We start from the raw sequence: 20737 nt of genomic DNA on the forward strand, positions 1-20737 counted from the left end.
CCTACCGCGGCAGCATCGGAAGGATGCGGGCCGCGGTCTCGCGCCGGGCCTCGAAGGCGGCCGTCTGATCCCCGAAGTCGGGCACAGCGTGTCGTGTAGCCCGGCGCACGCCCCAATCGGCGAGGGCGGTCCCCGCGCTGATCAGCAGGCGGTCGAGGATACTCGGTGCGGTCGCGCGAGCCGAGGGTGTCGTGGAGTACGGGATGACGGTCATGATGCGTTCCCTTGCGTTTCGTTGGCGTGCTGCGGCGCCTGGGCACCGGCAGACAGCAGGAGTCGGGTCGCGATGAGCGCGAGCACGACGACGAGGCCGCCACCGATGACGAACGGCAGCCTGAGGTCGATCCGGGCGACGAAGCCGCCGAGGACCGTGGCGATCGGCGTAAGTCCCCAGCCGATCGTCCTGATGATCCCCATCGCGCGACCGAGCATGTCGGACGGCACGATGGCCTGGCGGAGCGCCCCCCAGGGGACGTTCCAGACAGCGACACCGAACGCGCCGATGGCGTACGCGGTGATCGCGATGAAGACGTTCGAGGTGACACCGACGCCCAGGAGGCCGGCGCCGCTGACGAGGACGGCGCTGAACATCACGCGCCCGCGCCCGAAGCGCTCGACGAAGATGCTCGCGGTGAGCGCGCCGATGAGCGCACCGACGCCGACGGCGGCGGTGACGACTCCGATCGCGGCAGGCGGAACGGCGAACGTCTGCAGGAGCAGGAGCACGACGCTTCCCTGGGCGAATGCGAGAGCGGATGCAGTTACCGAGGTGAGCACGATCATGTTCCGCAGGAACCGCTGGTGGATGAGGAAGGACACGACGGCGCCGAAGGCCGGTCGCGGTGTCTCCACCTCACCCGTCTCGCTGCGCGCAGCCGAGTAACCACGTGCCGCGGCGGCGGGGATCGCGAGTGCCAGCAGACCTGCGACGAGGAATCCGCTGCCCGTCAGCCAGATCGGGAGCCCGATCGCGACGGCGAAGAGGAATCCGGCGATCGGTGTGGCGATGAAGTTCTGCACGACGATCTCGGCCGACTGCATCCGTCCGTTCGCGCGATCGAGTTGGTCGCGGGTCACGAGACTCGGCACCACTGTCGTCGTGGCATTGTCGAAGACGGTCTCCCCCATCCCGAACAGCAGCACGCACGCGTAGAGCCACCAGATGGTGAGCCCGCCCGTCGCGATCAGGACGGACAGCAGCGCGGCGACGGCGAACCGGAGAGTGTTGGCCACCGCCATCGCGACGCGCCTGTCCACCCGGTCGAGGAGCATGCCCGCGGGAATGCCGAAGATCAGCCACGGCAGGAAGGTGACGGCCGTGAGGCCGGCGATGAGGGCCGGGTCACGGGTCAGGGTGGTGGCGATGAGCGGGACGGCGGTGCGCCCGATGCCGTCGGCGAGGTTGCTCGCGATCGCGGAGCTCCACAGCCGGTTGAAGCCCGGGCTCAGCGGCGTGCGCTGCGGCTTGGCCACCGCTGCGGGTGCGGTCATGCGCCGGGTCCTCTGTCGTCTGCGTCGCCCGTGGCGTCGTCGGCCGCGGCGTCGATCAGGGGGAATGCGTTGAACTGGATCTGGGTGCGACGGGCCCCCGGCGTCTCCTGCCCGCGGTATTTCGTCGTGAGTCGGTCCAGGAGCTCGAAGTACTCCTCCCCGAACGCCTTCAGCTGCTCGTGGGTGAGCTTGAGGTGGGCGGTAGAGAGGGAGGCCGACTCCCTCCACTCCATGCCGAGCCGTTCGAGGCCGTAGCGCATGAACGCCGCCAGCCGCCGTTCGTTGTTGAGCTGCCACTCGCGCGAAACCAGCTCGGTGGCCTCGCGGCCCGCCGGTGTCTCGAGCGTCTCCGGTGAGCCGATGGTCACACCGCCGGGCGACATCTCCCACCACCGTTCGCGGGCGGAGCCTTTGCCCTCGACCTCGCGGATGATGTTGTGCTTCGCCAGCTGGCGCAGGTGGTAACTGGTCGCCCCGCTCGATTCGCCGAGGCGGGCTGCGAGGCCGCTGGCCGTCAGCGGCCCGAAATCCGACAGCTCGTTCATGATCTGGACGCGGAGCGGATGCGCGAGAGCACGGAGCGCCTCCATGCCGAGCGGCTTGAATCGTTCGGCGGCCGGCATCGGGGCATCCGCCGGGGTCTCGTCTGCGTTGCTCATACCGTCAGACTAGCGACGCAAAGCTTTCTTTGCAAGCATTCCTTTGCAATTGAATCTTTGCAATATGTGTTTTGCAAGAATTCCTTTGCACTAGACGGTCGCGATGATCTCCCCGTGCACCATCGCATACCAGCCGTCGGGCGCGGCCGCCCACTGCAGCCATGACTCCGAGATCGTCCGCAGGACGGCCAGGTCGGCCAGTCCCGTCTCGATCGCGTGCGCGGCGAAATCGGACTCGAGGGTGCGCACGCTCCACGATTCGCCCCACCATTCGCGCTCTGCGTCGGATGCGAAACACCAGACCGACGCCGAACTCTCCACGCTCTCGAACCCGGCCTCCAGCGCCCACGCTTTGAGGTTCCGGCCCGCGAAAGGGTCCCCGCCGTTCGTTCGCTGAACCGCCTGGCTGACGCGTATCCACTCGTCCAGGCCAGGGAGTGACGGCGCCCAGATCGTGCCGCCCCAGTCCACATCACGGGCGGCCACGATGCCGCCGGGCTTCGTCACGCGCCTGAACTCGCGCAGAACGGCCACGGGATCGGCGACGTGCTGCAGCACCTGGTGTGCGTGCACGATGTCGACGCTGTCGTCCGCGTGCTCCAGCCGGTAGGCGTCGCCCACCTCGAAACGCACGTTGTGCAGCCCGTTGTCCTCGGCGAGCCCGGTGGCCGAGGCGACGATCTCGGGGGACGCGTCGACTCCGACGACCTGACCCGGCGACACGCGGCGCGCCAGGTCGATGGTGATGGTCCCGGGTCCGCTGCCCACGTCGAGCACGTTCAGCCCATGCCGCAGGTGAGGCATGAGATAGGCCGCGGAGTTATCGACCGTCCGCCAGGTGTGGGAGCGGAGAACGCTCTCATGGTGACCGTGGGTGTAACGCTCCTGACCTGCCATAGCCACATCGTAGGTGCCTTGCGTCCTAGGCTGGGGCAATGGCAGATTCGAGCAATCCGTTCTTCGCACCGAGTACCCTCCCCTACCAGCTGCCCCCGTTCGCAGAGATCCGTGACGAGCACTACGGTCCGGCATTCGAGCGGGGCTTCGAGGAGCACCTGGCCGAGATCCGTTCGATCACTGCGGAGGAGGACGCACCGACCTTCGAGAACACGATCATCCCGCTCGAGAAGGGCGGCCAGCTGCTCCAGCGCGTCGCCGAAGTGTTCTACAACAAGAGCTCGTCGGACAGCAACGACGTCACCAACGCCCTCGAAGAAGAGATCGCACCGCTCTTCGCAGCGCACGATGACGCGATCAGGCTCGATCCCGCGCTCTACGCGAGGATCAAGGCGATCCACGACCAGCTCGATTCTCTGGACCTCGACGCCGAGTCCCGGTACCTCGTGCAGCGGTACTTCACCGAGTTCACGCTCGCCGGCGCGGGCTTGAGCGATCAGGACAAAGACGCGCTCAAGGACTACAACCAGCGTCTCTCGACGCTCACGACCCGGTTCGAGAAGAACCTGCTCGCCGACACGAACGACCTCGCCGTGGTCGTGGACGACGTGGCCGAACTCGACGGCCTGTCGGAGGGCGAGATCTCGGCCGCGGCGGAGGCGGCGCGTGAGCGAGGGCTGGACGGAAAGTTCGTCATCACGCTGGTGCTCCCGACCGGGCACCCGTTCCTCGCCGGCTTGACGAACCGCGCCCTCCGCGCCCGCATCATGGCCGCGTCGCGTTCGCGCGGCATCCGCGGAGGCGACAACGACAACCGGGAACTCGTGCTGGAGATCACGAAACTGCGATCGGAGCGCGCGCGCCTGCTCGGCTTCGACACCCACGCGGCCTACGTGACGGCCGATCAGACCGCGAAGAACCCTGCCGCCGTCGCAGACATGCTGGGTCGCCTGGCGCCCGCGGCGGCCCGGAACGCGCGTGCAGAACAGGCGGATCTCCAACACCAGATCGGAGAGGACTTCGCCCTGGCCAGCTGGGACTGGGCGCACTACACCGAGAAGGTGCGGCAGGAGAAGTACGACGTCGACGTCGCTGCGATGCGACCGTACTTCGAGGCCGAGCGGGTGCTCCGCGACGGCGTCTTCTACGCTGCCACCCGGCTGTACGGGATCACCTTCGCCGAGCGCCCCGACCTCGTCGCGTACCACCCGGATGCGCGCGTCTTCGAGGTCTCCAACGAGGACGGTTCGCCACTCGGCCTGTACATCCTCGACCTCTACACCCGCGATTCGAAACGCGGCGGCGCGTGGATGAACCCCCTGATCTCCCAGTCCGAACTACTCGGCAACCCGACGGTCGTCGTCAACAACCTCAACGTGCCGAAGCCCGCTGCCGGCGAGCCCACCCTGCTCACCTACGACGAGACCAACACGCTCTTCCACGAGTTCGGTCATGCCCTCCACGGCCTGTTCGCTCACGTCACCTACCCGAAGTTCTCCGGGACGAACGTGTTCCGCGACTTCGTCGAGTTTCCGAGCCAGGTCAACGAGATGTGGATGCTCTGGCCCGAGATCCTCGAGAACTACGCCGTCCACTACCAGTCGGGCGAGCGGATGCCGCACGAGTTGGTGGACAGGCTCAACGCCTCGTCATCGTTCAATGAGGGCTTCAAGACCAGCGAATACCTTGCCGCCGCGCTTCTCGACCAGGCCTGGCACACGATCACCGCCGATGACGACGTCGCCGACGTCGCGACGTTCGAAGCGGATGCACTGGCTCACGCCGGACTCGACAATCCGGCCGTCCCGACACGCTACGCGAGTACGTATTTCGCCCATACCTTCTCCGGCGGCTACGACGCGGGATACTACTCGTACATCTGGAGTGAGGTGCTCGACGCGGATACCGTCGAATGGTTCAAGGAGAACGGCGGCTTGACACGAGAGAACGGCGATCGCTTCCGCTCACGGCTTCTCGGGGTCGGCGGGTCGAAAGACCCCCTCGACGCGTACCGAGATTTCCGCGGGCGGGATGCGGTGATCGAACCACTGCTGAAACGGCGCGGACTCGACGGCTGACCGACAGCCGGACCACGGGGCGACACGGATGAATGGGGCACCATGACGGATCAACCGGCACCGACTACTTCAGTTCCCCTGCGAACGCTCGTGGCGCTCGCGATACCATCGGTCCTGATCGGCGTGGTCTCAGCGCTCGTGCTGTACGGTCTGGACGAGGTTTCCGCCCTCATCGAGGATGGCGTGTGGACCAGTCTTCCGAAGGCGCTCGGCATCGATGGGTCGTCGGGCTGGTGGATCTTCGGGGTGCTCACGCTCACAGGTCTCGCGGTCGGCCTGGTCGTCTGGCTCGTGCCCGGTCACGGGGGGCCGGACACCGCGACCACCGAACTCATAGCGCCGCCGCTGAAGCTGGCCGTTCTACCGTCGCTGATCATCGTCACCGTCCTCGGACTCGCGGGCGGTGTCAGTCTCGGCCCCGAGAACCCGATCCTCGCCATCAACATCGCCCTCATGGTGGCCCTCGTCGGACGGTTGTGGCCGCGCATCCCCGGCGACCTCATCTTCCTGATAACCGCGGCAGGAACGATCGGCGCCCTCTTCGGTACCCCGGTGGCAGCGGCCCTCGTCTTCACCGGAATCGTGGCAGCGCTGAAAACCGGTGGCGCGCTCTGGGATCGGCTGTTCCTCCCGCTGGTGGCCGCAGGCGCAGGGTCGATCACGATGACGCTGCTCGATCATCCGACATTCCTGGTCCCGATGCCCGCGTACGACAAGATCCAGCCGATGGATCTGCTCTCGGGCCTGATCATCGGCGTACTGGCAACCGCGGTCGGGCTGGTGGCGGTGTTCCTGTTTCCCGTGGTGCACCGGCTGTTCCACCGGATCGGACACCCGGTGATCTACATCACGCTCGGCGGTGCTGTGCTCGGCGTTCTGGGGGCTCTCGGAGGCCCGATCACCTTGTTCAAGGGGCTTGCTCAGATGGGTGAGCTCGTGTCGGGTCGTGCCGAGTTCTCCGGCTGGCAGCTTCTCGGGATCGTTGCCGTGAAGGTTGTCGCCCTCCTCGTTGCCGCGTCTGCGGGGTTCCGCGGTGGACGCATCTTCCCTGCGGTCTTCATCGGAGCGGCAGTAGGCGTCCTGGCGAATGCGCTGGTTCCTTCCATTCCGCTGGTTGTCGCAGTGGGATGTGGAATCCTGGGCTTGACCCTGGCGATCGCCCGCGACGGATGGGTGGCTCTCTTCGTCGCGGCTGCGGTGACGGGTTCACCAGCGTTGTTCCCGCTGCTCTGCCTGGTCGTCTTGCCGACATGGCTCATGGTTTCGCGGGCCCCGTTGATGCTGATTCCCGCCGCCGAGCCGCCGGTAGCCGACAAACCTTCGCCGTCACCGACGAGTGCGTGACCGCGAGTGCGTGACCGTCAGGTCAGGCGGATTTCTCTTCGCGACGCGGGCGGTGAGGGACGATCGTGGGTGCGGCGTTCTCGAGCACTGCTTCGCGGGTGACCACGACGCGGGCCACCTCGCTGCTCGAGGGAACCTCGAACATGATCGGGCCGAGCACTTCTTCCATGATCGCGCGGAGCCCACGGGCGCCGGTCTTGCGAAGCACAGCGAGGTCGGCGATCGCTTCGAGCGCTGACGGCTCGAAGTCGAGTTCGACACCGTCGAGTTCGAACATGCGCTGGTACTGGCGCACGAGCGCGTTCTTCGGAACGGTCAGGATCTGCATCAGAGCATCCTGATCGAGCGGCGTCACGGTGGTCACGACCGGAAGCCGGCCGATGAATTCGGGGATGAGCCCGAACTTGTGCAGGTCTTCGGGAAGAACCTCGCTGAAGAGGTTCATGTCGTCGCCCTTGCTGTGCAGCGGGGCTCCGAAGCCGATGCCCTTCTTGCCGGCACGCTGGGAGATGATGTCTTCGAGCCCCGCGAAAGCACCGGCGACGATGAACAGGACGTTCGTCGTGTCGATCTGGATGAACTCCTGGTGCGGGTGCTTGCGGCCGCCCTGCGGCGGCACGGAGGCGACGGTGCCCTCGAGGATCTTGAGGAGTGCCTGCTGCACGCCTTCGCCGGAGACGTCTCGCGTGATCGACGGGTTCTCGGCCTTGCGGGCGATCTTGTCGACCTCGTCGATGTAGATGATGCCGGTCTCGGCCCGCTTGACGTCGTAGTCGGCGGCCTGGATGAGCTTCAGGAGGATGTTCTCAACGTCTTCACCGACGTAGCCCGCCTCGGTGAGCGCAGTGGCATCGGCGACTGCGAACGGAACGTTGAGACGCTTCGCCAGGGTCTGCGCCAGATAGGTCTTGCCGCACCCGGTCGGACCGATGAGCAGGATGTTGCTCTTGGCGATCTCGATATCGTCGATCGTGTCGGCCGAGGTGATGGTGGCCTTCGCGCGAACGCGCTTGTAGTGGTTGTAGACCGCGACCGCGAGCGCGCGCTTGGCCGCCTCCTGGCCGATGACGTACTCCTCGAGGAAACCGAAGATCTCCTTCGGTTTGGGAAGGTCGAATTCGCCGGTGGCCTCTTCGCCGGCTTCGGCGAGCCGCTCCTCGATGATCTCGTTGCAGAGTTCGACGCACTCATCGCAGATGTAGACACCCGGACCGGCGATGAGCTGCTGGACCTGCTTCTGGCTCTTGCCACAGAAGGAACACTTGAGCAGATCGGCGCTTTCCCCTATGCGAGCCATCCGTCACCCTCCTCCTTTGGGTATCTTCTGACGAGCCTAACCTGAACGAGCGACAAAGGTGCGCACCCGTGCCGCAAATGCTTCACGGCGCGTTCGCCCTCAGCGATGCGGGGGCCCTGACACGCCGAACGGGGCGATCGTCGTCAGACGATCGCCCCGTTCGGTCGTGCCGCGGAGGCTACTTCACGAGAGCCGGAAGGTTCTTGCGGCTGGTGAGAACCTGGTCGATGAGACCGTACTCCAGGGCCTCCTCGGCGGAGAGGATCTTGTCGCGGTCGATGTCCTTGTTCACCTGCTCCTGCGACCGGTTGGAGTGGCGCGCGAGCGTCTCCTCCAGCCAAGTGCGCATCCGCATGATCTCGTTGGCCTGGATCTCGATGTCGGACGCCTGGCCCTGCCCGGCCTCGCCGACGGCGGGCTGGTGGATGAGGATGCGTGCGTTCGGCAGCGCGAGCCGCTTGCCCGGCGAGCCCGCCGCGGTCAGCACGGCCGCAGCCGATGCCGCCTGGCCGAGCACGACCGTCTGGATCTGCGGGCGGATGTACTGCATCGTGTCGTAGATCGCCGTCATCGCGGTGAACGAGCCACCGGGCGAGTTGATGTACATGACGATGTCGCGGTCCGGATCCTGGCTCTCGAGCACGAGGAGCTGGGCCATGATGTCGTCGGCCGACGCGTCGTCGACCTGCACACCGAGGAAGATGATGCGGTCCTCGAAGAGCTTCGCGTACGGATCCTGACGCTTGTAGCCGTAGGCCGTGCGCTCCTCGAAGCTCGGCAGAATGTACCGCGAGCCCGGCGCCTGGAGGCCGTTGAACGCCTGTCCGCCGAAAGTGGGGATGTTCATGTTCTTTCCTGTTCCTTCCGGTGGTCTACTTGACGTCCGTGCCGCCGCCGCCGACGACCTCGGTCGCGGTCTCGCGGATGTGGTCGACGAAGCCGTACTCGAGTGCCTCCTGGGCGGTGAACCAGCGGTCGCGGTCGCCGTCGGCGTTGATCTGCTCGACCGACTTGCCGGTCTGTGCCGCGGTGATCTCGGCGAGGCGCTTCTTCATGTCGAGGATGAGAGCCGCCTGCGTCTGGATGTCGCTCGCCGTTCCACCGAAGCCGCCGTGCGGCTGGTGCAGCAGCACGCGCGCGTTCGGCGTGATGTACCGCTTGCCCTTCGTGCCTGCGGTCAGCAGCAGCTGCCCCATCGACGCCGCCATGCCGATGCCCACCGTGACGATGTCGTTCGGGACGAACTGCATGGTGTCGTAGATCGCCATACCCGCGGTGATCGAACCACCGGGAGAGTTGATGTAGAGGTAGATGTCCCGCTTGGAGTCCTCTGCTGCGAGCAGGAGCAGCTTCGCCGCGATCTCGTTGGCGTTCTCGTCACGCACCTCCGACCCGAGCCAGATGATGCGGTCCTTCAAGAGTCGGTCAAAAACACTCGGTTGCATGCCCGATTCGGCCATGTCTCGCTCCATTTCCTTGTCGCTTCGAATCGAATCTATAGGAGCCAACACACAGAATCCGTACTGTTCGCCGTGGGCAGATCAGCGCGCCCTCTGGGCGGGCTGATCTGGCCACGGCGAACGAGACAAACACAGTGCCGTGGGCTGAACAGCTCGGCGCCGCTTTGCGGCTCCAGTGTTTGCTTGCGGTCAGCTACTACGGGCGGTGAGCGCTGCAAGGTGCATCCCGACGATGCCCTCGGCTTCTTCGGCCGGTGTGGTCGCCCAGCGCAGTCCCGCTTTGTGGATGCGCAGCGATACGAGGCCGTGCAGGCCGACCCAGACTCTCGTGGCCATGAGTTGGGCCTCTGCCTGGTCGAGGCCGCCGGCTTCCCTGATGAGCGCCGCTGCGCTGAGGATGAGGTCCCAGCCGGGGCCGCCTTCGTGGGGTTCCAGGCCCAGCTGGTCGGCACTTTCGAAGATGAGCTGGTAGGCGCCGGGGTGGGCGATTCCCCAGGCGACGTATCCTTCCGCGAATCGTCGCATCCGCTCGGTGAGCGGGAGTTCTGGGTCGTCGAGGCCGGGGAGGTCGGTGCGGAGTGCATCCAGCTGGCTTTCGATGACAGCCCAGATGAGCGACTGCTGCGATTCGAAGTGCAGGTAGACGGCGGCGGGCGACACGTTGCATGCGCGAGCGACAGCGCGGAGCGATGGTGCGGCGAGCGGCTGTGGACGGAGAAGCAGGTCGCTGGCGGCGTCGACGAGCTGGGATCGGAGGCGGTCGCCGTCGCCGCGGGCGTTGGGTTCGCGTTTGGCGGTCATCCGCTCTCCTTTTCACCGGGGGCACTGGACACAATGGGTGTACACGTGTAAAGCTACCTTGGTAAACAGCTGTTCACCAAATACCCAGGAGACGCATTCATGCCACCCATCGACTACTCCCGCGGCGCAGCGGTCATCACTGGAGCCAGTTCCGGCCTCGGTGCGGAGTTCGCCAAGCAGCTCGCGGCACGCGGTGCAGACCTCGTGCTCGTGGCCCGGCGCGCCGACCGGCTCGAAGCCCTCGCGGCAGAACTCCGGGCAGCCCATCGGGTCGCCGTGACCCCGATCGCCCTCGACCTGTCCGCGCCAGGAGCCGCAGCGGACCTCGCGGGCCGGCTCGACCAGCTCGGCGTCGACGTGCACACCCTCGTCAATAATGCCGGCTTCGGCATGTACGGACCGTTCGCCACCGCCGACGCGGACCGCCTCACCGAACAGGTCCAGTTGAATGTGGCCGCACTCGTCGATCTGTCGAGGGCGTTCTTCCCCTCGCTCACGTCCCACGGTGACGGAGCCCTCATCAATGTCGCGAGCACCGCCGCCTACCAGCCCATCCCTTCCATGGCGGTCTACGGCGCAACAAAGGCGTTCGTCCTCAGCTTCACCGAGGCGCTCTGGAATGAGGCGAAGCCGACGGGTCTTCGGGTCCTCGCGCTCTCCCCCGGCGCGACCCGCACCGAATTCTTCGACGTCGTCGGCACCGAGCGAGCGAAGAATGGCTCCTACAAGACGCCCGAGGAGGTCGTCGCGCTGGCTCTCAGCACACTGGACCGGCGCAACCCGCCGCCGAGTGTCGTATCCGGTCGCGTCAACAGGCTCAGCATCGTGGCGATGCGACTCGTTCCCCGGCGGATGCTCGTCAACGTCGTCGGACGGGTTATGGGGCCGCGCGCCGCGAAGACGTCTCTGGCTGCCCAGCGCTGACGGGTCGAGCTGCCGACCCGGACGGTAGTCGCTGACGGCATCGCTGAGCTCGTTCCCGTCTCGTGCCCACGGCGTCGGCCAGGGGGTCCCCTTTTCTTACAGCTCGGCTGCGTACCCTTCGACGGCGCGCCTGTAGCGAGGGAGGTGTGGCGCGAGCGCAGCCAGGGCGACGGATGCGCCGGCCACGGCATCCCCTCGGCTGACGAGCGCGAGCGCGAGGAAGGCCCGCGCGGCGTCGGCCAGTTCGTGGTCCGGATGCTCGGCCAGCACTTCTCTCAGCAGGGCGACGCTCTCCTCCGCGCGGCCCAGATTGCGGAGGGTGCTGGCCAGCTGGATGACCGATTGCGCCCGGTACGGCTCGGCCAGGCCCAGGGCGAGCGCGCGTCGGTAGAGCGGTTCCGCATCCGATTCGTCAAAAAGTGCCCGTGCCGCCGAACTGCACCCACAAGGTTTGACAACCAGAGCGGGCCTTCGGCAATGCAGAACGGGCCGGGTGTCTTTCGACCCCGGCCCGTTCACGCTCGTGGACTGCTACTTCTTCTTCGACTTCCGTGCCGGCTTCTCCGCGGCTTCGGCCTCGGCGTCAGCGTCGGCGGCTCCGCCGTCTGCCTCTGCAGCCTCGGCGGCCTCGGCGGTCTCGACGACCTCTTCGAAGATGTTCTCGCCGTCTTCGTCACCGTTGTCGACAGCCGTGAACTCGGCCAGGTCGACCTTCTTGCCGTTGGTGTCGGTCACTTCGGCGCGGCCGAGGACGATCGCGAGGGCCTTGTTGCGGGCGACCTCGCCGACCATCGACGGGATCTGGCCGTTCTCGCTGAGCACCTGCACGAACTCGTTCGGCTCCATGCCGTACTGGGCGGCACCCTGGATGAGGTACTGGGTCAGCTCGTCCTGGCTGACCTTGACGTTCTCGACCTGCGCGATCTCGTCGAGCAGGATCTGCGTGCGGAACGTGCGCTCGCTCGACTCGGTGACCTCGGCGCGGTGCACGTCGTCTTCGAGGCGGTTCTCGCTCTCGAGGTGACGGTGGACCTCGTCTTCGACGAGCTTCTCGGGAACCGGGACCTCGACGAGCTGGAGGAGTTTCTCGACGAGCTGGTTGCGTGCATCCGACCCCTGACCGAAGGTCTTCGACCGCTCGACCTGCGTGCGCAGGCTGCTGCGGAGCTCGCCGATCGTGTCGAACTCGCTCGCGATCTGCGCGAAGTCGTCGTCGGCCTCGGGAAGCTCGCGCTCCTTGACAGCCGAGACGGTGACCGTGATCTGGGCGTTCTCGCCCTCGTGGTCTCCACCCATCAGCGGCGCCTCGAACGTGGTGGTCTCCCCCGCGCTCAGCGAGTCGAGAGCCTCGTCGATGCCCTCGATGAGCTCGCCCGAACCGATCTCGTACGAGATGCTGTTGGCCGTGTCGACCTCTTCATCGCCGATCGTGGCGACCAGGTCGATCTGGGCGAAGTCGCCCGTCTTCGCGGGGCGGTCGACCGTGACGAGCGTGCCGAAGCGGCTGCGCAGGCGGTCGAGCTCCTCCTCGACGTCGTCGACGCTGACCTCGGCCGCGTCGACCGTGATCTTCACATTGTTGTAGTCGGGCAGCGTGATCTCGGGGCGCACGTCGACCTCGATGGTCAGCAGCAGGTCGCCCGAGAAGTCCTTCTCGTTCGGCCACTCGGTGATGTCCGCCTCGGGGCGGCCCAGCGGACGGAGGTCGTTCTCTTCGACAGCCTGGCGGTAGAACCCGTCGAGACCCTCGTTGACCGCGTGCTCGAGAACGGCGGCCTTGCCGACCCGCTGGTCGATGATGGGCGGCGGAACCTTGCCCTTACGGAAGCCGGGGATGTTGACCTGCTCGGCGATGTGCCCGTAGGCGTGGGTGATGCTGGGCCTCAGCTCCTCCGGCGTCACCGAGATGGTGAGCTTCGCGCGTGTGGGGCTGAGCTTTTCGACCGTGGTCTTCACGTGTTGGGTTCTCCTGATAGTTGAACGATGGTCTCTGCGGAGGTTATGAGGTTGGTCGGGGCGACAGGATTCGAACCTGCGACCTCCCGCTCCCAAAGCGGGCGCTCTAGCCAAGCTGAGCTACGCCCCGGGTTCGTCGACCTCAACCCGCCCGGTCCGTTACCGCGACGCGAACGAACCCGTCGGGGGCGAAAGACCACGCGCAAGTCTACTGCACCGGCATGGAGCCCGCTGACCCGCGCGGCGCGGTGGTCAGAGCGCCCAGCGAACCTGTATTACGATGTTCGGGTGCCCGGCTGAGCCGGCGCGGGGATGTAGCTCAATGGTAGAGCCTCAGTCTTCCAAACTGATTACGCGGGTTCGATTCCCGTCATCCCCTCTCTTACTAACACTGGACGAGCGGCCTATCGGGTCGAGATTCTTCAGAGCCAGATCCTCGCGCTATCCCTGTGACGTGGTTCATGGCTGTCGTGCGTCACAACTCGAAATCCGTTCTCCGACTTCGATGGGAAAGTACCGCGGAACGACCGCCGCTGTGGTCCAACCCTTCTCGCGGAATGCGAGATCCAAAATTGGGTATTGGCAAACAACCCTAAATGTGGCGGAGCCAGCGCGTAGAACGTTGATGCTCGCCGACTACCTCATTGCTCCACGTGACGTAGACAAGTTTGCGTACTTTAACTCCACTCGTTCAGCTGGTGAAGGCGTTTGAGCCCTGACAAAGGCGCGGTGCAGAGCGACGACCGATCGCCGCGGGATCCGGAAAGTTTTCGTCGAGGCTCCGCGAGCAGAGTCTCTCAGCAATGCTGAGTGGAATCATTCCTGTACGAAGTGATCGGTGTTGTGGAAAGGCGCGGTGGCGACTATGACGCATAGGGCGCTCAGATCGCGAAGTGATCCACCATCTGGTCGATTGCGCGGGTTCGCCTGAGCAACTTTCGTGTCGAGAAGCTTCTGAGACATGGTCCTGTGTCAGTGTCTCAGCCGACCTGTCGGGTCCAGTCTCGAAGATAGAGGCCAATCCGGTTTACCTCGTTCGGCTCTAACAAGTTGTTGTGGGCGACGATGTTGCGGCTTTTCTCGAGTTCATCGAAACGACTGACGACCCAGTTGATATCGGGGAACAAGTCCTCGAAAGCCTCCCAATTATTTCGAATAAGGGACTCAAGGTCGCCAAAATCGGTGTAATAGATCTCTGTAGCACCGCGACGCATGTGCCACCGATCCTTACCTTCACTCTCCTGGCGTCTACTCACCTTTTGCTTGAGGGAGGTGGATGCGCACGAGTCCCACCACTCCGGACCATTAGCCTCAGACAGCCGCTCTGCAACCACTTCGCGAGCTGAATTCTCGAAGCAAAAAAAGGCCAAGTAGGCAGGTAGGGCGCGCATGGCAGACGCCCGCAACTCAGGAGAAAAATCCTCGAGAGGCATCACTCGCTGGAGCGCTTGCGGATCAGTCGGAGCACGAACCGATAGTCCCTGCGCTTCCAATTCGTTAAGTGCCGAGTCGACTGTCAACCCTTTGAATAGCCATTCACGAAGTGACGACTCGCCGCTCACATCAGCTCCATCTTCAACGCCTGAAAGATAGCGCGGTACACGCTCACGTCGGAGGTCGGAGGCAAGTGGAGATGAATATCGTGATGCAGCCGAAGCAGACCTGACGATGAGTCCGGAAGTATCGGAGCTTGCTGTCCCGGCCGGCTCTGTTCTCCGACCTCGGGACTCTCACGTTCCGCATCTTCGATGGTGCCGTGTTGCTGAGGTCGCGAATTCCAAGAGGCTTGGTCACACAACGCCTTGAACGTGGTCGCCATCTTCCTTGCTACCGCGTCTCCCGCACCGGATACGCCCTTAACCGTGGCAAGGATGTCGGCAGCTGACTTTTCGTAGATCTTCTGGTCGCTCAGAAAGAGTTCAGACCAACCCTCCCTCAGTCCTTCTGCAACGGCAGCCTTGCCTTGCGTGCCCTTGAAGTCGTTATATCGCTGGGTTGGAACTCCATCGGCGGTCAGGAACCCAAGCGACCTGAGGATCTTTATCACCGATCGATCGTTTGACGAACCAAATCCGAGATTTGTCTTAAGAAAGTCATGCGTGAATTTCGGGGGCGTGCCAGCGCCCTTTATCTTGTCGAAGATAGCTGGCACGTTCGCGACGGAAGGCATATAGGGGAGATCTACGGGCATGTGGCCTCCGATGCATTAGGCAGTAGACACATAGTTCCACTAACAATATCTCCCGACCACTTTTTGCCCCGAAATGGGGGCTATCGCTTCGTGAGCCAGACAGTCCCGTGCAGCCGCATACGTCTCGAACTGGCCACACCCTTTGCCCTCTATATGCGTGCAATCTACTCATATGCGTGCAATCTACGTGCCGGCCTTCCGAGCGAGGGCCGCAAGAGAGTCGCCTTCCCCGGTCAAGTAACGCTCTTGTGTCTCGGTGAGTATCGGGTTCAAGCCCCGCTCCTCACGGAGGGCGGCCACACCTACGCGGTCGCCAGCGACTCCGCGATCCACCAGGCCAGCAGGCTGAGCAGGATGCCCGCGAGCGGGTAGACGAATGCGAGTCGACGGCGCACGAGCGCGGCGATCCCGCCGACGATCCCGAGCACGGTCAGCACCGGCGGTACCCAGACGCCGAGGAAGAACCCGAGCGCGTGCGTGCTGCCGGTCGTGTCCCAGAGGAAGACTCCGAAGAAGAGGGCGATGCCCACCCCGAGCGAGACGACGATCAGCACCACAGTGGAGACGACGTCGCCGAGATGTGCACTTTCGGGCTTGGCCGGTTCGCTGGACACAGGCCAACCGTAGCCCCGCCTCATCCGGCCCGTCCAGTGGTCGCCATGTAACCGAAAGGCGGCGCGAATCGGGGACATAGTGACGACTCGCCCTTCCGCCAGCGAGCGGAATGGTGGCAGCATGCAGACATGTCCCCGACGCCGGCCCCGGCTGCGATCGAAGCAGTCCTCAGCGAGATGGATGCGGTGCTCATGCCGCTCCCTGCATCCGACGGGATCGCGGTGTTCCTCGACATCTACCGCCAGGTGACTGCGCTCGTCGCCCAGCGCCTCACCGACGGCACCTTCCAGGACCCGGCGTTCACCGAAGCGCTGGATGTCGTGTTCGCCGACATCTTCCTGGACGTCCCCCGCGCCATCGCGGCAGGTCAGCCGGTGGCGACAGCATGGCAGCCGCTGGTCGACGCGCGCGCGGCGCCGCGTTTCCCGCTCCAGTTCGCCCTCGCAGGGATGAACGCGCACATCAACCACGACCTGGCCCTCGCGGTCGTGGACACCTGCAGGCAGCGCAACCGCGATCCCCAGTCGGGTTCGATCCACGGCGACTTCGACCGCATCAACGGCTTGCTGGCGCAACTCGTGGGACCGATCCGGGCGGAGTTCCTCGACAAGACGGTCGTGCAGTACGGCGCACCGCTGGCGCCGCTTGCGAACATCCTGACCAGCTTCTCCATGGACCGGGCCCGCGACGCGGCCTGGGCTGCGGCGGTCACACTCTGGACGGTGCGCGACGTCCCCTTCGTGCCGGAGGCGACCGAGCAGGCACTGGCGAACACGGTCAACCTGGTCAGCCGCCAGCTGCTGACGCCGTTCCCCATCCCGCCCGTCTAGCCCTCGAGTCGTCGGTAACTCACCTCACAACGCGACCATTCGGTGCGTTCGTGACCACTCGACGCCACAAGCGAGCCTCAGAGGCTGGCTTCCCAGCCGTCGTACTCCCCGCCGCGGATGGATGCGGCGAGCGCGCCGAAGAAGGCGCGGGCGTCACGGATGGCTTCCGGCGTGACGACGATGTCGCGGCGCTCGGCAATGACGATCCACTCCTCGCCTGCCGCAGGAGCCCCGACGCGCTGGAGCACCCACCCGTGGTCCACGGCGGCCGCGCACGCAGCGCGCGCTCCGCTCTCATCCGGGAAATACAGGTAGTGCACCCAGTGCCGCGGCGCCCTGATATCGCTGCGCTGGGCGATCAGCGCGTACAGTTCATCGTCTTCGGAATGACCGGTCGATGGCACCGGCGCACGCCTGGAGAAGAGACCCATGGGTGCAGCGTATCGAGCGGGCATCCGCACCAGTAGCTCCAAAAAGGGAGGACCACAGCTCGTCCCACCCCCCGATGAGTGGCCGCCTCGCTGCAGAAAGCTCAGTGCTGCAGGAAGGCGAGCACGGCGAGCACCCGGCGATGGTCGTTTCCCGAGTCCTCGAGCCCGAGTTTCTGGAAGATCGCCGTCACGTTCTTCTCGACGGCCCCGACGCCGATCACGAGCCGGGATGCGATCCCTGCGTTGGTGCGCCCCTCCGCCATCAGCTGCAGCACCTCGCTCTCCCGCGGGGTCAGCGACTCGAGCGGGTCGGTGCGCCGTACGAGCAGTTCGCGCACGACCTGGGGATCGAGCACGGTGCCGCCGTCGGCGACCCGGGTGATCGCATCCTGCAGCTCGTCGAGCGAAGCGACGCGGTCCTTGAGCAGGTAGCCCACTCCCCCTTCACCGGCGGCCAGCAGCTCCTGCGCGTACGTCCCCTCGACGTACTGGCTGAGGAGGAGCACCCCGACGCCCGGATGCTCGGACCGCAGCCGGACCGCGGCGCGCACACCCTCATCCCGGAACGTCGGCGGCATGCGCACGTCGAGCACCACGACGTCGGGCCGGAGCTCGCCGACGTCGGTGAGAAGCGCATCCGCATCGCCGTAGGCTCCGACCGTGTCGAAGCCTGCCTCGTCGAACAGTCGCACGAGCCCTTCGCGCAGGAGCACGGAATCGTCGGCGACGACGACACGCAAAGCGGGGGGATGCGCGTGCATCCCCCCAGCATATGGCTCAGTTCGCGGGCGTCTCCGTCACCGGGATCCGTACGCCGATACGGGTCGGGCCGCCGACCGGACTGTCGATCACCAGGTCGCCGCGCAGGCCGCGGGCCCGTTCGTCGAGTCCACTGAGGCCGTGACCCGCGGTGGGGGTCGCTCCCCCGTGGCCGTTGTCGGTGACCCACAGGTCGAGTCGGCGGGCTCCGTCCGGGTCCTCCGCCACATCCACGGCGAGCCGGGCGGCGGTCGCACCCGCGTGGCGGGACACGTTCGTGAGCAGTTCTGCCGCGATGAAATACGCGCTGCGCTCGATCTCCGACGGCAGCCGCAGGTCGGATTCGAGGCCGTTCTCGAAGGTGACGGGCACCGTGCTCCGGGCGACCAGGGAGTCGAGCGCTGCGGCGAGGCCGCGATCCTGGAGGATGGGCGGCGCGAATCCGCGTGACAGGGCGCGGAGTTCTTCGAGTGTGTCCTTCGCCTGCTGGCCCGCCTCCGCGAGGATGGCGCGGGCGCCCTCGGGGTCGCTGTCGAGTTTGCGTTCGGCGCTTGCGAGGTCCATCTGCAACCGGATGAGGCGCTGCTGCGGCCCGTCGTGCAGGTCGCGTTCCAGCCGGCGCAGCGACTGGTCCTCCGCCACGACGGCCGCCCCGCGTGACGCGGAGAGGTCCGCGACCTCCCGCTGGAGCGCCTCCGACCGCCACGCACCGAGTACGCCACGGGCGACGGCCTGGTGCATCAAGGTCATGACGTGGGTGATGTACGGGAGGGTGACCAGGCAGATGGCGCCGAGCACGAACTCCATGAGGTTGTCGCCGGCGATCGGGTTGAACGGGGCGGGTGTCCCGAACCACCATTCGTAGATGACCTTGGAGAGGTAGATCTCACTGTCCGGATGCGGGACGAAGCGGTCCCAGAACCAGTAGGTGACACCACCGAGGCCGACCGAGACCCACACGACCGTGAACACCCAGCTGATCATGCTGATGATCGGGTTGAGCACCATGGCGTGCAGCAGGTAGAGCCAGTAGTGCCCGTTGGCGTACGGCCCGAAGACCCCGCGCCAGAAGGTGATCGGCTTGTCGCCGGGGTTCCAGTCGGGCCGCCCGATCTCCGGCTGTCCCGCCCACCGGAGCCGGACGAGTTCGAGCGTGCCGAAACCGCGTGCGATGTAGAGGGAACCGGCCACGAGGAAGACGCCGATGTAGATGATGAGGGTGCCGACACCGGTCCAGAACGTGACGTTCAGGATGGTGAAGGCGGTGTACGCGATGGGCATCGTCAGGATGAGGAAGCCGAGCTCGCGGGGAACCCCGCGCCAGAGCGCGACGTAACCGCGTCGGGCCGGTTGCTGCGGGCGGGTGCTGCTCACAGCATCCAGAGTGTCAGATGGGGTGTGCTGAGCGAGCGATTCAGTGCTCATGGTGTATCTCCTGGTTTCTCGGGCCCCGGCCGTCGCCGGTCGGGGTGGTGGTGTCCGCCGGCGGCGTGCCGGCCTTCTGACCGTGCTTCACGACGACGAACTGGCCCATCATTCCGGCGTCTTCGTGGGTGAGCAGGTGGCAGTGGTACATGTATGGAACGGTCCGGCTCGTGTAGTCGGTGAACCGCATGAGCAGGCGGAACTCGGTCTGCGGCGGCAGGTAGACGGTGTCCTTCCAGCCGGCGAGTTCAGGCGGCGGGGGCGATCCACCGATATTGGCGATCTGGAACTGCACGTCGTGCACATGGAAGCTGTGTGGTGCGTGCATCGAGTTGGTGACGACCCACTGCTCGAGGGTGCCGACTTCGACCGTCTCGTCGATCCGGCCCATGTCCATCTTCTGTTCGTTGATGCTGTGACCACTCAGGTCGAAGGTGCGGGTGACGGATGCCGCCCCCAGCGACCATCGTTCGAGCGGCGCCAGCACGGTTGGCATCGCGCCGAGCGGCCGCAGTGTTGCGCCGGCACGAAGCTGCAGCACATCGAGGGTGTCGTTGCCGGCGTTCATCCCGCTCGTGACGCCGTCCAGACCGAGGTCCGGCTTCGTCGAGCGGAGGCTGACCTTCTCGCCGGGGGTGAGCCGCACCAGCACTTCGGCGCGTTCCCCCGGCGACAGGCGGATGCCCCTGAGCGGAGCAGGCTTCGCCAGCAGTCCGCCATCCGACGCGATCATGTCGAACGTCCGGCCATCGCTGAAGCCGAAGTCGTACACCCGCGCCGGCGATGCGTTGAGCAGCCGGAGCCGCACCACGTCGGTGGTGACATCGAGATAGGGTCCGACGGTGCCGTTCACCAGGAGCGTGTCGCCGATCGCACCGATGAATCCCCGCGTGCTGTCGGTGAACTGGCCCTGGGCGTCGAAACGCTTGTCCTGCACGATCACCGGGATGTCGTCGACGCCGTAGGTGCGCGGCAGGTTCAGCGCGGCCTCCTGCTGGTCGCGCAGGATCACCATGCCCGCCATTCCCATCATCACGTGCCTCTCGGTCTCGCCGTGCAGATGCGGGTGGTACCAGAGGGTCGCGGCCGGCTGGTCGATGCGCCAGTGGGGTGACCAGGTCTCGCCCGGGTCCACGACCTGGTGCGGTCCGCCGTCCATCGCCGCGGGAAGGTGCATCCCGTGCCAGTGCACAGTCGTGGCCTCGGCGAGGTCGTTCTTCACGTTGACGCGGAGCCGGTCCCCACGATTCGCGACGATCGTCGGGCCGAGATAGGCGCCGTCGAAGCCCCAGGTCGTGGTCCTCCTGCCCGGCAGGAACGAACTGGTTCCAGCTTCTGCCGTGAGGCCGACGACCTTCTCACCTGTCGCATCCGTCTTCGCCACCGCGATCGGCGGGATCGCAAGCGGCCGATCGAAGGGGACCTTTCCGGCCGTGTCGATTGTTCCGCCGCCGACGAGGCTGCAGGCGGCAAGACCACCCGCGATCGCGAGCGCAGATGCGGCTGCGATGGTCAGCGCGGCGAGCGTCGCTCGAGGGCGTCGGAGGCGGGATGGTCGTGGTTCGCCGGTCATGCTTCC

21 protein-coding genes and 2 tRNA genes are annotated in these 20737 nt (G+C 65.7%); 5 read left to right on the plus strand and 18 right to left on the minus strand.

What is annotated here, in order from left to right:
• Nucleotide 1 precedes the first annotated feature (1 nt).
• From G3T36_RS11810 to G3T36_RS11825, 4 genes are all read right to left on the minus strand, one after another.
• Nucleotides 2-214, minus strand: a complete 213-nt coding sequence (locus G3T36_RS11810; protein WP_163289959.1) for a hypothetical protein — start codon at nucleotides 212-214, stop codon at nucleotides 2-4.
• Nucleotides 211-1491 carry an MFS transporter gene (locus tag G3T36_RS11815; protein WP_163289960.1) on the minus strand — a complete coding sequence of 427 codons (1281 nt, stop codon included), beginning with the start codon at nucleotides 1489-1491 and terminating at the stop codon, nucleotides 211-213. The genes G3T36_RS11810 and G3T36_RS11815 overlap by 4 nt, the downstream gene beginning before the upstream one ends.
• Nucleotides 1488-2150 (minus strand): ArsR family transcriptional regulator, encoded by a 663-nt coding sequence (locus G3T36_RS11820; protein WP_163289961.1) that lies wholly within the window; start codon nucleotides 2148-2150, stop codon nucleotides 1488-1490. Before G3T36_RS11820 ends, G3T36_RS11815 begins: the two co-directional genes overlap by 4 nt.
• Before the next feature lie 90 nt (nucleotides 2151-2240).
• A complete protein-coding gene (locus tag G3T36_RS11825) occupies nucleotides 2241-3047 on the minus strand; it encodes a methyltransferase domain-containing protein (protein ID WP_163289962.1) in 807 nt (268 codons plus the stop codon).
• Between the two features lie 38 nt (nucleotides 3048-3085).
• Between G3T36_RS11825 and G3T36_RS11830 the strand changes: the two genes are divergently transcribed.
• Nucleotides 3086-5125 carry a M3 family metallopeptidase gene (locus tag G3T36_RS11830; RefSeq protein WP_163289963.1) on the plus strand — a complete coding sequence of 680 codons (2040 nt, stop codon included), beginning with the start codon at nucleotides 3086-3088 and terminating at the stop codon, nucleotides 5123-5125.
• A gap of 42 nt (nucleotides 5126-5167) precedes the next feature.
• Complete coding sequence (locus G3T36_RS11835; protein ID WP_163289964.1) at nucleotides 5168-6469, plus strand: ion channel protein; 1302 nt, start codon at nucleotides 5168-5170, stop codon at nucleotides 6467-6469.
• A gap of 22 nt (nucleotides 6470-6491) precedes the next feature.
• Here G3T36_RS11835 and clpX read toward each other — a convergent pair whose 3' ends face one another.
• From clpX to G3T36_RS11855, 4 genes are all read right to left on the minus strand, one after another.
• Nucleotides 6492-7766 (minus strand): ATP-dependent Clp protease ATP-binding subunit ClpX, encoded by a 1275-nt coding sequence (gene clpX / locus G3T36_RS11840; RefSeq protein WP_163289965.1) that lies wholly within the window; start codon nucleotides 7764-7766, stop codon nucleotides 6492-6494.
• Nucleotides 7767-7944: 178 nt separating this feature from the next.
• Nucleotides 7945-8613 carry an ATP-dependent Clp protease proteolytic subunit gene (locus G3T36_RS11845; RefSeq protein ID WP_163289966.1) on the minus strand — a complete coding sequence of 223 codons (669 nt, stop codon included), beginning with the start codon at nucleotides 8611-8613 and terminating at the stop codon, nucleotides 7945-7947.
• Between the two features lie 25 nt (nucleotides 8614-8638).
• Nucleotides 8639-9226 (minus strand): ATP-dependent Clp protease proteolytic subunit, encoded by a 588-nt coding sequence (locus tag G3T36_RS11850; protein ID WP_163289967.1) that lies wholly within the window; start codon nucleotides 9224-9226, stop codon nucleotides 8639-8641.
• Nucleotides 9227-9415: 189 nt separating this feature from the next.
• Nucleotides 9416-10027, minus strand: a complete 612-nt coding sequence (locus tag G3T36_RS11855; protein WP_163289968.1) for a TetR/AcrR family transcriptional regulator — start codon at nucleotides 10025-10027, stop codon at nucleotides 9416-9418.
• A gap of 99 nt (nucleotides 10028-10126) precedes the next feature.
• On the opposite strand from G3T36_RS11855, the gene G3T36_RS11860 reads away from it, so the two are divergent.
• Entirely contained in the window at nucleotides 10127-10951 is an 825-nt protein-coding gene (locus tag G3T36_RS11860; RefSeq protein ID WP_163289969.1) for an SDR family NAD(P)-dependent oxidoreductase, read from the plus strand.
• Between the two features lie 96 nt (nucleotides 10952-11047).
• Here G3T36_RS11860 and G3T36_RS11865 read toward each other — a convergent pair whose 3' ends face one another.
• From G3T36_RS11865 to G3T36_RS11875, 3 genes are all read right to left on the minus strand, one after another.
• The gene (locus G3T36_RS11865) at nucleotides 11048-11470 is read right to left on the minus strand and encodes a tetratricopeptide repeat protein (RefSeq protein WP_163289970.1); all 423 of its coding nucleotides are present in this window, start codon (nucleotides 11468-11470) and stop codon (nucleotides 11048-11050) included.
• A 12-nt stretch (nucleotides 11471-11482) separates the two neighbouring features.
• On the minus strand, nucleotides 11483-12907 hold the full coding sequence (tig, locus tag G3T36_RS11870) for a trigger factor (RefSeq protein WP_163289971.1): 1425 nt from the start codon (nucleotides 12905-12907) through the stop codon (nucleotides 11483-11485).
• Nucleotides 12908-12959: 52 nt separating this feature from the next.
• Nucleotides 12960-13037: transfer RNA gene (locus G3T36_RS11875), tRNA-Pro, on the minus strand.
• Between the two features lie 178 nt (nucleotides 13038-13215).
• Here G3T36_RS11875 and G3T36_RS11880 point away from each other — a divergent pair.
• A tRNA-Gly gene (locus G3T36_RS11880) sits at nucleotides 13216-13286 on the plus strand.
• 601 nt (nucleotides 13287-13887) lie between these two features.
• Here G3T36_RS11880 and G3T36_RS11885 read toward each other — a convergent pair.
• The 3 genes from G3T36_RS11885 to G3T36_RS11895 all read right to left on the minus strand — a co-directional run bounded on the left by G3T36_RS11885 (nucleotide 13888) and on the right by G3T36_RS11895 (nucleotide 15712).
• On the minus strand, nucleotides 13888-14469 hold the full coding sequence (locus tag G3T36_RS11885) for a Swt1 family HEPN domain-containing protein (RefSeq protein WP_163289972.1): 582 nt from the start codon (nucleotides 14467-14469) through the stop codon (nucleotides 13888-13890).
• Nucleotides 14466-15098 (minus strand): DUF5343 domain-containing protein, encoded by a 633-nt coding sequence (locus G3T36_RS11890; RefSeq protein WP_163289973.1) that lies wholly within the window; start codon nucleotides 15096-15098, stop codon nucleotides 14466-14468. The genes G3T36_RS11885 and G3T36_RS11890 overlap by 4 nt, the downstream gene beginning before the upstream one ends.
• 302 nt (nucleotides 15099-15400) lie before the next feature.
• On the minus strand, nucleotides 15401-15712 hold the full coding sequence (locus G3T36_RS11895) for a hypothetical protein (protein WP_163289974.1): 312 nt from the start codon (nucleotides 15710-15712) through the stop codon (nucleotides 15401-15403).
• A 129-nt stretch (nucleotides 15713-15841) separates the two neighbouring features.
• Between G3T36_RS11895 and G3T36_RS11900 the strand changes: the two genes are divergently transcribed.
• Nucleotides 15842-16543: a DUF5995 family protein gene (locus tag G3T36_RS11900; RefSeq protein WP_163289975.1), complete on the plus strand. Its 702-nt coding sequence runs from the start codon at nucleotides 15842-15844 to the stop codon at nucleotides 16541-16543.
• 77 nt (nucleotides 16544-16620) lie between these two features.
• Here the strand turns inward: G3T36_RS11900 and G3T36_RS11905 are convergent, their stop codons facing one another.
• From G3T36_RS11905 to G3T36_RS11920, 4 genes are all read right to left on the minus strand, one after another.
• Nucleotides 16621-16974: a ribonuclease E inhibitor RraB gene (locus G3T36_RS11905; protein ID WP_163289976.1), complete on the minus strand. Its 354-nt coding sequence runs from the start codon at nucleotides 16972-16974 to the stop codon at nucleotides 16621-16623.
• A gap of 101 nt (nucleotides 16975-17075) precedes the next feature.
• Nucleotides 17076-17735 carry a response regulator transcription factor gene (locus tag G3T36_RS11910; RefSeq protein ID WP_163289977.1) on the minus strand — a complete coding sequence of 220 codons (660 nt, stop codon included), beginning with the start codon at nucleotides 17733-17735 and terminating at the stop codon, nucleotides 17076-17078.
• 16 nt (nucleotides 17736-17751) lie between these two features.
• A complete protein-coding gene (locus G3T36_RS11915; protein ID WP_193571078.1) occupies nucleotides 17752-19158 on the minus strand; it encodes a sensor histidine kinase in 1407 nt (468 codons plus the stop codon).
• A complete protein-coding gene (locus G3T36_RS11920; protein WP_163289978.1) occupies nucleotides 19148-20731 on the minus strand; it encodes a multicopper oxidase family protein in 1584 nt (527 codons plus the stop codon). The genes G3T36_RS11915 and G3T36_RS11920 overlap by 11 nt, the downstream gene beginning before the upstream one ends.
• Nucleotides 20732-20737 lie beyond the last annotated feature (6 nt).

The organism is Leifsonia tongyongensis, assembly GCF_010686705.1.
Taxonomy (GTDB): domain Bacteria; phylum Actinomycetota; class Actinomycetes; order Actinomycetales; family Microbacteriaceae; genus Diaminobutyricibacter; species Diaminobutyricibacter tongyongensis.

Coding starts and splice junctions, on each gene's coding strand:
- G3T36_RS11835 (WP_163289964.1), top strand. CDS start 5,168: ATGACGGATCAACCGGCACCGACTACTTCAGTTCCCCTGCGAACGCTC.
- G3T36_RS11830 (WP_163289963.1), top strand. CDS start 3,086: ATGGCAGATTCGAGCAATCCGTTCTTCGCACCGAGTACCCTCCCCTAC.
- G3T36_RS11845 (WP_163289966.1), bottom strand. CDS start 8,613: ATGAACATCCCCACTTTCGGCGGACAGGCGTTCAACGGCCTCCAGGCG.
- G3T36_RS11920 (WP_163289978.1), bottom strand. CDS start 20,731: ATGACCGGCGAACCACGACCATCCCGCCTCCGACGCCCTCGAGCGACG.
- G3T36_RS11900 (WP_163289975.1), top strand. CDS start 15,842: ATGTCCCCGACGCCGGCCCCGGCTGCGATCGAAGCAGTCCTCAGCGAG.
- G3T36_RS11825 (WP_163289962.1), bottom strand. CDS start 3,047: ATGGCAGGTCAGGAGCGTTACACCCACGGTCACCATGAGAGCGTTCTC.
- G3T36_RS11915 (WP_193571078.1), bottom strand. CDS start 19,158: ATGAGCACTGAATCGCTCGCTCAGCACACCCCATCTGACACTCTGGAT.
- G3T36_RS11850 (WP_163289967.1), bottom strand. CDS start 9,226: ATGGCCGAATCGGGCATGCAACCGAGTGTTTTTGACCGACTCTTGAAG.
- clpX (WP_163289965.1), bottom strand. CDS start 7,766: ATGGCTCGCATAGGGGAAAGCGCCGATCTGCTCAAGTGTTCCTTCTGT.
- G3T36_RS11860 (WP_163289969.1), top strand. CDS start 10,127: ATGCCACCCATCGACTACTCCCGCGGCGCAGCGGTCATCACTGGAGCC.
- G3T36_RS11810 (WP_163289959.1), bottom strand. CDS start 214: ATGACCGTCATCCCGTACTCCACGACACCCTCGGCTCGCGCGACCGCA.
- G3T36_RS11905 (WP_163289976.1), bottom strand. CDS start 16,974: ATGGGTCTCTTCTCCAGGCGTGCGCCGGTGCCATCGACCGGTCATTCC.
- G3T36_RS11855 (WP_163289968.1), bottom strand. CDS start 10,027: ATGACCGCCAAACGCGAACCCAACGCCCGCGGCGACGGCGACCGCCTC.
- G3T36_RS11910 (WP_163289977.1), bottom strand. CDS start 17,735: ATGCACGCGCATCCCCCCGCTTTGCGTGTCGTCGTCGCCGACGATTCC.
- G3T36_RS11890 (WP_163289973.1), bottom strand. CDS start 15,098: ATGCCCGTAGATCTCCCCTATATGCCTTCCGTCGCGAACGTGCCAGCT.
- G3T36_RS11815 (WP_163289960.1), bottom strand. CDS start 1,491: ATGACCGCACCCGCAGCGGTGGCCAAGCCGCAGCGCACGCCGCTGAGC.
- G3T36_RS11820 (WP_163289961.1), bottom strand. CDS start 2,150: ATGAGCAACGCAGACGAGACCCCGGCGGATGCCCCGATGCCGGCCGCC.